The 10,933-nt window shown below is 34.6% G+C and carries 8 protein-coding genes; 7 read left to right on the top strand and 1 reads right to left on the bottom strand.

All coding sequences use genetic code 11. From position 1 onward, the window contains the following. Window positions 1-434: 434 nt before the first annotated feature. A complete protein-coding gene (locus tag HCJ45_RS14675) occupies window positions 435-665 on the bottom strand; it encodes a YlaI family protein (protein ID WP_185381187.1) in 231 nt (76 codons plus the stop codon). A 206-nt stretch (window positions 666-871) separates the two neighbouring features. On the opposite strand from HCJ45_RS14675, the gene HCJ45_RS14670 reads away from it, so the two are divergent. The 7 genes from HCJ45_RS14670 to HCJ45_RS14640 form a co-directional block, all read left to right on the top strand. Continuing rightward, on the top strand, window positions 872-1,153 hold the full coding sequence (locus HCJ45_RS14670; RefSeq protein WP_185349274.1) for an Fpa/YlaN family protein: 282 nt from the start codon (window positions 872-874) through the stop codon (window positions 1,151-1,153). 179 nt (window positions 1,154-1,332) lie between these two features. Beyond that, the gene (locus HCJ45_RS14665; RefSeq protein WP_187125285.1) at window positions 1,333-2,535 is read left to right on the top strand and encodes an FtsW/RodA/SpoVE family cell cycle protein; all 1,203 of its coding nucleotides are present in this window, start codon (window positions 1,333-1,335) and stop codon (window positions 2,533-2,535) included. A 259-nt stretch (window positions 2,536-2,794) separates the two neighbouring features. Beyond that, window positions 2,795-6,235, top strand: a complete 3,441-nt coding sequence (locus HCJ45_RS14660) for a pyruvate carboxylase (protein WP_187125284.1) — start codon at window positions 2,795-2,797, stop codon at window positions 6,233-6,235. A gap of 150 nt (window positions 6,236-6,385) precedes the next feature. Then, a complete protein-coding gene (locus HCJ45_RS14655; protein ID WP_187125283.1) occupies window positions 6,386-7,282 on the top strand; it encodes an ABC transporter substrate-binding protein in 897 nt (298 codons plus the stop codon). Window positions 7,283-7,572: 290 nt separating this feature from the next. Further along, window positions 7,573-8,376 carry an ABC transporter permease gene (locus HCJ45_RS14650; protein WP_187125282.1) on the top strand — a complete coding sequence of 268 codons (804 nt, stop codon included), beginning with the start codon at window positions 7,573-7,575 and terminating at the stop codon, window positions 8,374-8,376. Between the two features lie 11 nt (window positions 8,377-8,387). Continuing rightward, entirely contained in the window at window positions 8,388-9,389 is a 1,002-nt protein-coding gene (gene tagH, locus HCJ45_RS14645) for a teichoic acids export ABC transporter ATP-binding subunit TagH (RefSeq protein ID WP_187125281.1), read from the top strand. A 171-nt stretch (window positions 9,390-9,560) separates the two neighbouring features. Then, on the top strand, window positions 9,561-10,933 hold a 1,373-nt coding region (locus HCJ45_RS14640), incomplete at its 3' end, for a GW domain-containing glycosaminoglycan-binding protein (RefSeq protein WP_187125280.1).

Raw genomic sequence — 10,933 nt, 5'->3', positions numbered from 1 at the left:
GTATAGAACTTTAAGTAAATTTTATAAACATAATATAAAATTAAGTAGATTATTCTGGATAAAATGGACAAAATAATAGTGAACATAAGCAGAAATAATAAAATGTTAAAAAAAAGTAGTGATAAACTCCTGAGTATGTCGAAAAAAGAAGGATATATCACTTATATGCTAAATCAGGAAGATTTTGATAAGTTAAAGCAATCTACTACATTAACTGTTAGCAATCCTAATGAGTACAATTCTCCCGCTATTGACGTAACTGAAAAAGGAAATATCACATTAAATTTCCCAATAAGTAAATAAAAATATTAATATAGTAATAAGCTCCAAAAGATGTAAACTTAAATCTTTTGGAGCTTTTTTGGAAATAAAAAAAGAGCGAAAGTCTTCGCTCTAAAAAGTACTATTGTTTCATTGCTTTAGTCTAGTTTTTTTTATTCTACCTTATTACTTAGCAAATTTTTTAATTCACTATTCGACATCACAATCGGTTTATGGAAATTAAAATGACCGGAATTAACGCGACTGATAGTATTGATTGCTACTCGATGTTCACATTCAGGGCATAAATACATTCTAATAGGTTTGTTGCGTAATTGCTTTGTTTTAAATTCACGATTGTCTAGCTCATCTACACGCTCACATAAGATACATTTTGCATTCAATTTATCTTCACCTCACACAAGTATTATAGCATGATTCTTAAAAAAGGCGAGTAAAAGCGGATTTTTCAAAAATTTTAGTCCATTCTGGCTTGCGTGGCGTTTAAATTATGCTATACTTATACTATCTAGTATTAAACTAACTTGAGGAGAATTTCCTTAAGATGCAAATAAAGCGCTTTTCAAGGCGCGTGATAGGGGGTTCTGTGATGGCAAATAAAAAAGTAGATCACAGAGAAGAGGCGGTCGAGCTTCTTAAACAAGATGCTAAACGAATCTTACAGTTGATTAAAGTTCAAATGGATAATTTAACCTTGCCGCAATGTCCAGCATATGAAGAAGTGCTCGATACGCAAATGTATGGCTTATCACGTGAAATAAACTTTGCAACGCGTCTAGGATTAATTGAACCAGAGGAAGGAAAAAAATTAATTTCCACACTGGAAAAAGAATTGTCCGCATTACATGAATTATCAATGAGCAAAAAATAATCGATTAGTTGAAAAGATGGCTGATTTTTTCAGGCATCTTTTTTATGGAGAGGAAAAGGACTAAAAAATGAGTCAAAAGGCGGATGGGATTCTCCTTTTCATTTGGCAGTCTTTTCCTTTATAATAGAAAGAACAGTAAACTAGATGGGATACTACTTCTCAGGGATTGGACGATGCTAATGTTTAAACGAATTTTAAAATCATATGATTATGCATTTATAGCTGTATTTATATTGCTCTGTTTATTTGGGATTATTATGATCTATAGTGCCAGTTGGTCGTTAGCGATTGGAAAAGACTTACCAGCTGACTTTTTTTATACGCGCCAAGTTAAGAACTTTATTATTAGTTTTATTTTCTTTATTCTTTTTGCGCTAGTCCCTTTTAAATTTTATCAAAGGAACAAAGTGCTAATGGTCATTGTTTTTGGGACGATTGGTGTTTTACTTTTAATATTTTTAGTCGGGAAGACCGTTAATAATGCGAATAGTTGGCTCGTTTTAGGTCCACGTTCACTTCAACCAGGTGAATTCGCAAAATTAGCTGTTATTATTTATATGTCCGCTATTTATGCGAAAAAACAAAGTTATATTGATGACTTTAACCGTGGTGTTTTACCGCCAATATTCTTTTTAGCATTCGTCTGTTTCTTAATTGCAATTCAGCCAGATACTGGAACTGCTTTTATTATTTTTCTAGTAGGCTGCTGTATCATTGTTACTTCTGGAATGAGGCTTCGCACGATAATGAAGCTAATCGGAATTGGAATTGGCGTCATTGTGGCACTCACACTTGTCTTATTTGCACTACCCGACCATATTCGAAGTGAAATTGTCTCCCCTACAAAAGTAGCTCGGATTACAACGTTTATGAACCCTTTTGAGTATGCAGATAAAGAAGGTCATCAGTTGATTAATTCTTTTTATGCTATTGGTTCTGGTGGCGTGTCTGGACAGGGGCTTGGAGAAAGTGTTCAAAAGCTAGGTTATTTACCAGAAGCGCATACCGATTTTATTATTGCAGTAGTTGCTGAAGAGTTGGGCGTTTTTGGTGTAATGTTCATTATTTTAGCTTTATTCTTCCTCATATTTAAGACCATTAGTACAGGTTTAAGAGCCAAAGATCCATTTGCTTCATTAATGTGTTATGGTATTGCAAGTTTAATTGCGATTCAAGCCTTTATTAATTTAGGCGGTGCAAGTGGACTAATTCCGCTTACAGGTGTGACATTACCCTTCATTAGTTATGGCGGTTCTTCCTTAATGGTACTTTCCATGATGATGGGGATAGTAGCTAATATTTCGATGTTTAACAAATATCACCGTCTGTACAATGCAGATGGTACAAAACAAGTTCCAACAAAAAAACAAAAAAGAAGATAACATATTAGAAAAAGCCACTTTTTAGGGCTTTTTCTTTTTACTGTTTAACCGCATGTTCCTAGCTATTTACTTGTATTTTATTCGTGTTTTAAAGATTGTTTTCGATATTTGAGAAGAAAATAATTTACATCTGATGCCATTTAATACTATAATTGAAGTTATATACCGTTTTACAGCCTAAAAAAGGGTCTACATATTTATTTCATCGTAGGCGACGTATCAAGTATAAAACAGATCAGTGTTGGTTAGGAGGAAAAAAATGAATCGAATTAAAAAAGTATTAGTAGCTAATCGCGGTGAGATTGCTATCCGTGTTATGCGTGCATGTACTGAACTCAAAATCAAAACAGTGGCTATTTATTCACAAGAAGATACCGGAAGTTTCCACCGGTATAAATCAGATGAAGCTTATCTGGTTGGAGCAGGGAAAAAGCCTATTGATGCGTATCTAGATATCGAGAACATCATTGAAATTGCTAAAGAATCTGGTGCAGATGCGATTCATCCGGGATATGGTTTCTTGTCCGAAAACATTGACTTTGCTCGTCGTTGTGAGCAAGAAGGCATTATTTTCGTTGGTCCTAAATCAAAACACCTAGATATGTTTGGCGACAAAATTAAAGCAAAAGAACAAGCTTTGCTAGCAGATATTCCTGTTATTCCTGGTAGTAATGGACCAGTTGCTGGGATTGAAGAAGTAGAAGCATTTGGTGAAAAGAACGGCTATCCACTTATGATTAAAGCTTCTCTTGGTGGCGGTGGTCGTGGTATGCGTGTTGTCGAATCAAAAGAGCATGTAAAAGAAAGTTTTGAACGTGCATCTTCTGAAGCAAAGGCTGCTTTTGGGAATGATGAAGTTTATGTTGAAAAATGTGTTATGAACCCTAAACATATTGAAGTACAAATTCTTGGTGATACACATGGCAATATCGTTCATTTATTTGAACGTGATTGCTCTATACAGCGTAGACACCAAAAAGTAGTAGAAGTAGCACCTTGTAATGCAATTACTTCTGAACTTCGTAATCGTATTTGTGATGCTGCAGTAAAATTAATGAAAAATGTGGATTATATTAATGCGGGAACTGTAGAATTTTTAGTGGAAGGCGATGAGTTTTACTTTATTGAAGTAAATCCTCGTGTTCAAGTAGAACATACAATTACTGAAATGATTACTGGCATTGATATTGTGCAATCACAATTATTTATTGCAGATGGTTATGCACTTCATGACCAATTAGTTGCAATTCCTAAACAAGAAGATATTCATATTCACGGTTCTGCTATTCAAAGCCGTATTACTACAGAAGATCCGCTTAACAACTTTATGCCAGATACAGGTCGAGTAGATACATATCGTTCGACAGGTGGCTTTGGGGTGCGTTTGGATGCCGGCAATGGTTTCCAAGGTACAATTGTTACCCCATTCTATGATTCATTATTAGTAAAATTATGTACATGGGGAATGACTTTTGAGCAAGCAACACGAAAAATGCGTCGTAACTTAATTGAGTTTCGTATTCGTGGTGTAAAAACAAATATTCCATTCCTATTAAATGTAGTTCGTCATCCTGATTTCGCAAGTGGTAATTACAATACAAGTTTTATTGATACAACACCAGAGCTATTTAAATTCCCACATATTCGTGATCGTGGTACAAAAACACTACGTTATATCGGAAATGTAACTGTGAATGGCTTCCCTGGAATTAAACATCGTGATAAACCTGTCTATGCAGAACCACGCTTGCCAAAAATTCCATTTGGCTCTCAAATTGCACCAGGTACCAAACAAATTTTGGATGCAAAAGGTCCAGAAGGCGTTGTTGATTGGGTGAAAAAACAAGAAGAAGTGCTTTTAACTGATACTACGTTAAGAGATGCTCATCAATCATTACTTGCCACTCGTGTGCGTTCTAAAGATATTTTCCAAGTGGCTGATGCTATGGCACATTTACTTCCTAATATGTTCTCCTTTGAAATGTGGGGCGGGGCAACATTTGATGTGGCTTACCGTTTCTTAAATGAAGATCCATGGGTGCGCTTGGAAACACTAAGAAAACAAATTCCAAACGTTATGTTCCAAATGCTGCTTCGTGGGGCAAATGCTGTCGGATATAAAAATTATCCAGATAATGTCATTCGAGAATTTGTTAAACAATCAGCACAGTCTGGGGTAGACGTATTCCGCGTGTTTGACAGCTTAAACTGGATTAAGGGCATGGAAGTATCAATTGACGCTGTTCGTGAAGCAGGTAAGGTTGTAGAGGCTGCTATTTGTTACACAGGGGACATTGATGATGACACAAGAACTAAATATACCATTGATTATTATAAAGATATGGCAAAAGAACTTGTTGCTCAAGGAACCCATATCTTAGGAATTAAAGATATGGCGGGACTTTTAAAACCTCAAGCAGCATATCGTTTAATTAATGAATTAAAAGATACAGTAGATGTTCCTATTCATCTTCATACGCATGATACAAGTGGTAATGGTATTTATACTTATGCTGCCGCGGTTAGTGCGGGCGTGGATATTGTCGATGTAGCTTCTAGTGCTATGAGTGGTGCGACAAGCCAACCAAGTATGACAGGGCTCTATTATGGTTTAGTTAACGGCAATCGTCAAACAAACTTAGATGCGCAAAATTCTCAAACTATTAATCATTACTGGGAAGATGTGCGTCATTACTATAAAGACTTTGATAATGCGCTTAACTCACCACAAACAGAAGTATACATTCACGAAATGCCAGGTGGTCAGTACACTAATCTTCAACAACAAGCCATTGCAGTAGGGCTTGGTGATCGTTGGGATGAAGTGAAAGAAATGTATACAGTAGTAAATCAAATGTTTGGTGATATCGTTAAAGTAACACCATCGTCTAAAGTTGTCGGGGACCTAGCGTTATTTATGGTTCAAAACGAGCTAACAGAAGAAGATGTTTACGAAAAAGGCGATACGATTGATTTTCCAGACTCTGTAATTGAATTCTTTATGGGTGAAATTGGCCAACCGTATGGCGGATTCCCAGAAAAACTTCAAAAACTAGTGCTTAAAGGACGTAAACCATTAACTGATCGTCCAGGAGCTTTAATGGAGCCAGTTAACTTTGCTGATGTTAAAGTAGAGCTAAAAGAAAAAATGGGTTATGAACCATCTGAAAAAGATGTGATTTCCTATACTCTTTATCCAAAAGTATTCCTAGATTATCAAGAAATGATTAATAAATATGGTGATGTAACCGTTCTTGATACACCAACATTCTATAAAGGAATGCGCTTAGGTGAAACCATTGAAGTAGAATTAGAAAAAGGAAAAATCCTTTTAATTAAATTAAATTCTATTGGAGAACCAATTGCGGACGGAACACGGGTTATCTATTTTGAATTAAATGGTCAGCCGCGTGAAATTAACATCCAAGATATGAATGTTCAATCAACAGTCATTGCACGCCGTAAGATTGACACAACGAATCCGGAACATGTTGGAGCAACAATGACAGGTTCTGTTATCCAAGTTGTCGCGAAAAAAGGCGTATCTGTGAAAAAAGGAGATCCTCTACTTATTACAGAAGCAATGAAAATGGAAACAACAATCCAAGCGCCATTTGATGGAGAAGTCAGCAGTATCCACGTATCTGATGGCGATACCATTGAGTCCGGTGATTTATTGATTGAAGTAAACAGAATCTAAAAACATAATGACTAACGGGTGGGAATAGAACGCTAATTAAAGTGCCAAACTTTAAAAATCGAGAAATTAAACGTGATAAAAGAGACGTTTTTTGAGATTGTTAGCGTGAAGTTGCCACCCGTTTTTTCTATTAAAAAGGAGAACTTACATATGAAATGGTTTAAAGGTATTGCGGTCGTTTTATTATTAGCGGTTTTAACGGCTTGTGGAAATACAGAAACAAAGGCACCGACAGAAAAAACGGAGGCAATAAAAGTAAAAGATGCAACCGGCGAAACGATTACATTAAAAGAAGCGCCAACAAAAATTATCTCACTTATGCCAAGTAACACAGAAATCTTGTTCGCACTAGGATTGGGAGAGGATATCGTCGGAGTTTCGGCATATGACGATTACCCAGCAGAAGCTCAAAAAATCGAAAAAGTAGTTTCAACAAATGTAGACACTGAAAAAATTATTTCACTAAAACCAGACTTAGTACTTGGTCATGAATCTATGCTTTCTGCCCAAAAAGATGCGTATCAACAATTAAGAGACACTGGTATTAATGTATTCGTAGTACCAGATGCAACTAATTTAAAAGATACTGAAAAAACAATTGCAACTATAGGTGAACTAACCGGAACTGAAAAAGAAGCAAAAAAAGTAACAACATCGATGGAAGAACAAAAAGCAACTATTGAAAAGAAAGCTAAAGAATTAAAAACCTCTCCAAAAGTTTGGATCGAAATTAGCCCGGATTTATATACGGCCGGTAAAGGGACTTTTATGAATGAGATGCTAGAACTTGCAGGAGGAACAAATATCGTTACCGAATCAGGGTTTATTCCCTATAACGAAGAAAAAGTAATCGAACAAAATCCTGATATTATCCTAACAGTTTATCCGGACGCAAAAGCAACTATTTTAAAACGTACTGCTTGGAAAGATATTTCAGCTGTTAAAAATAACCAAATTTATGAAATGGATGCAAATAAATTAAGCCGCCCAGGACCAAGATTACTTGAAGGAGCTGCGGATATTCAGGCGGTTCTTTTTAAAGAATAGTTAATGTTTTCATTCTGAAAAACAGATTCTACTTTACAAAAATCCACTTTTAAGGTAACTTAACATAGGATGGTTTTTGTCTTTCCTTGCATTTGGACAAATAATCATTAAATAAGGTAGCTACACACTTAAAAGAAGAATAGACAAAAAACTGCAAGAAATACAAACATACGAGTGCTAAAGGCATCAATATGTGATAGCTCCTTTGTTGAAAAGAGGTGACTATGTTCAGTTTAAAAATTTTTAGCAGCAAATAAGTAATACATTATTATTTGGGAAGAAGTGTTTTTGTGAAACAAATTATAGAAGTATTAAAAGAACAATTTAAATATACGCCGATGATATTTCGAATTGCCCGGTATGAAGACAAAGCAACTTATCAAAGTCATTATCTTGGTTTAGCGTGGCAAGTTCTAAATCCACTTATCCAAATTGCCATTTATTACTTTGTGTTTGGCTTTGCGTTTAATTCATCTTCTGGGTCTGATGCAAGCTACATTGAATGGATGCTAGCTGGTATTATACCTTGGTTTTTCATTAGCGGAGTTATTCTTCAAGGTGCAAATAGTATATATAATAAAATAAATATGGTTTCAAAAATGAATTTTCCAATGAGTATTCTACCAAGTATTAATATAGCATCTAACTTAACAAGCTATTTTACGATGATGATACTTCTAGTTGGCTTGTTTGCAGTAAAAGGAACTCCTATTACCATTTATTGGGGGCAATATTTATATTACTTTGTAGCAATGATTGCCTTTTTGTATAGTTTCACATTATTAAATGCGACAATTAGTGTACTGATTCGAGATTACTACATTATGTTACAATCACTAATTCGCGTTTTGTTCTATATGTCAGGAATTGTCTGGGATTTACAAACAAAATTACCTGAATGGGCATTTAATATATTGAAATTAAATCCGATTTATTATCTTGTCAATGGTTTTAGACAGACCTTCTTAGAGGAGAAATTATTTTGGGAGTCTCCTTCATATACTATTTATTTTTGGCTATTAACAGGTGTTCTATTATTTGTAGGGGCTTCTCTACACATGAAATTCCGTGAACGCTTTGTAGATTACTTATAGGGGGTATGACAATGGATAAGAATATAAAAGTTTCTTTCAAACATGTATCCAAAGAATATGACCTCTACCAAAATAAATCCGATAAAATTAAAGGTTTATTCTTGCCTAAAAACAAACGAGTACAATCGTTTTGGGCATTAAGAAATGTTTGTTTTGATGTTTATGATGGAGAAACAGTTGGTTTAATTGGTATAAATGGTTCAGGTAAATCTACTATTTCTAATATTATGTCAGGAGTTATACCACCGACTCAAGGAGAAGTAGTTATTAATGGTGAGACTTCCTTGATTGCAATTGCCGTTGGACTAAAAGGCCCATTATCAGGCTTAGAAAATATTCGCCTTAAACTACTAATGCATGGCCTTAAGGGATCACAAATTGACTCTCTTTTACCTAGTATCATTGAGTTTGCTGATATAGGTGATTTTATTAATCAACCAATTAAGAACTATTCTAGCGGTATGCGTTCAAGGCTGGGCTTTGCAATTTCTGTTCACACAAATCCTGATATTTTAGTTATTGATGAAGCATTATCTGTTGGGGATCAAACTTTTTACCAGAAATGTGTGGACAAGATTAATGAATTTAAAGCCCAAGGAAAGACTATTGTTTTTGTAAGTCACTCTCTTGGACAAGTGAAAAGTCTATGCGACAAAATTATTTGGATGCATCACGGCGAAGTAAGAGAAATTGGTGAAGCTGCCGAAGTGGCTGAAAAGTATGATGAATTTGTCAAATGGTTCAATAAGCAGCCTAATGACTTTAAGAAAAAATATCAAAAAGAACAAAAAGAAAAACAAAAACTTCCACAAGAAAAAATTTATCCAACACCAAATGCTAATAAGTACAAAATGGGGATTTTGGATAAGTGTATTCTAGTCGTTTTATTAGCTTTGCTAGTTTTATTTGGGTCTCTCGTTTCAACAGGAAAATCTTTTAAGGGTCTATTTAGCTCAGAAGATAATAAAATAGAACAAGTGAGTTCCATTGTAAATCAAGCTGGTTGGGAATAGACATAAGACTGTTTGCTTCATAAATTTATGAGGTGGGCAGTTTTTTTATAGGTAGATTTCATCATTTAGACAAATCTCATTTTTTTTTTTTGTAATTATTATTAATAAATAGTTTGATATATGATAGAATTATTCTATCTGAAAAGGTGATATTAATTTAGGAGGAGAAAAATGATTAAAAAAATTTTCCACTTTGTACTCGTGCTTATGTTAAGCATAAGTGTGGTGCCACTATTCCATGCTAAAGCTGATGAAACAAAAAGCGGAATAGATGATCAACAAAAAGATAGTACTACAGTAGAGAGTGAAGAAACACCGCCAGAAACGGATGAATCTGTATTCTCGCTTGAAGAAAATAGAAAAGAAGCGATGGAAGCTACTGAGGATACACAATCTAGAAGCAATATGTTGAGATCAACATTAAGCACAACTTCTTATCAACAAACATTTATTAATTCTGTTTCTTCACAAGCAATGGAATTATCTAAGAAATATAATTTATACCCTTCTGTTATGATTGCTCAAGCTTCCTTAGAAAGTAATTGGGGTCGCAGTGAATTAGGCAAAGCACCTAACTATAACTTATTTGGTATAAAAGGTTCTTATAATGGTAAAAGTGTTGTAATGAAAACCTGGGAATACAGTGATTCTAAAGGTTGGTACCAAATTAATGCGAATTTTGCTAAATATCCATCTTACAAAGAATCATTGGAGTCTAATGCAAAGTTATTAAGAAATGGACTTAGTTGGAGTTCAAGTTATTATAAAGGAACATGGCGTGAAAACACGAAAACGTATAAAGATGCAACAGCTTGGTTACAAGGGCGTTATGCTACTGATAATACTTATGCATCGAAGTTAAACTCATTAATCTCACAATATAATTTGACAAAATATGACACGCTTTATGATACAATTAAACAACAAAAAAATGTTTCAGAAGATGCTAAGGTAGTTAATGCAGATGGTCACGGAGTTTATAGTGGAATTTATAACACCTCTGCTGCAAGTGGAAAAAAATTATCTACAGGAGCACCATATAATAACAAAAAAGTAAAAATAACAAAAGAAGGTACGACAAAGAGAGGAACATGGGTACAATTTTCGGTCGATAATAAACTAATTGGCTGGATGGATAAACGAGCATTTGTCTATTACCCTAAAGCAACAAATGTGAAAAGCCTCAATTTAACAGGAAAAATAACTGCTGGATCAACCAATGGTCTGTGGTCAGAAGTTCCAGGTACTGTAAATGCAAAAAAAATAGCTACTACAGCCGGTGCTTATCAAAATAGAGATGCTAAAATAATTAAACAAGGTCAAATAAGTGGTAGAACTTACTATCAATTTCAAGTAAATGGTAAAACAATTGGTTGGCTTGATAAGCGAGCATTTCATGTTTATGATGCCATTAAAACACAATCTAATGTTAATTGGAACCGAACTGTACTCAATGCGGATAGACACGGCGTTTATGCAGGTGTTTATAATACATCAGCTAGCAGTATGAATAAGTTAAGTACAGGTGCGAAATATAATAATAA

Origin of the sequence: Listeria immobilis (assembly GCF_014322845.1) — a bacterium.
GTDB lineage: Bacteria > Bacillota > Bacilli > Lactobacillales > Listeriaceae > Listeria > Listeria immobilis.
The sequence above is the reverse complement of the archived record's forward strand: the minus strand, read 5'-3'. Positions and strand labels throughout refer to the sequence as shown.